Origin of the sequence: Stenotrophomonas sp. GbtcB23 (assembly GCF_019091045.1) — a bacterium.
In the GTDB taxonomy this organism is placed as follows: domain Bacteria; phylum Pseudomonadota; class Gammaproteobacteria; order Xanthomonadales; family Xanthomonadaceae; genus Stenotrophomonas; species Stenotrophomonas rhizophila_A.
The window spans coordinates 1-260 of the sequence record NZ_JAGXKC010000469.1; the positions used below are offsets into that span (position 1 = coordinate 1).

The 260-nt window shown below is 51.2% G+C and carries 1 protein-coding gene; it reads left to right on the top strand.

Going from position 1 to position 260, the window contains the following annotated elements; all coding sequences use genetic code 11:
• A partial coding sequence (locus KVS69_RS19800) for a hypothetical protein (RefSeq protein ID WP_217539809.1) occupies nt 1-198 on the top strand: 198 nt, incomplete at its 5' end.
• Between the last annotated feature and the right edge of the window lie 62 nt (nt 199-260).

Consider the following 260-nt stretch of genomic DNA (forward strand, 5'->3'; position numbering starts at 1 on the left):
CTCGTCGGCCGCCTTGGTGAAACTCGAATGGCGCGCGGCCACCTCGTAGGTTTTGATTGCGTTGAGTGGCGGCAGCCTCCTGGCCATAGTTTCCCTCCCTTTGAGAAATTCTCCCAGCAGCTTTCGGAAAAGCTCTATGCTACATTCACAAAAACCTATCACCTTGGGATAAAATCTCAAGGCATGCTGTCATCATGATGACCAGAATGAAGTTGATCGGCTCAGACAGATCGCCCTATGTCAGGAAAGTCCTGATTGCG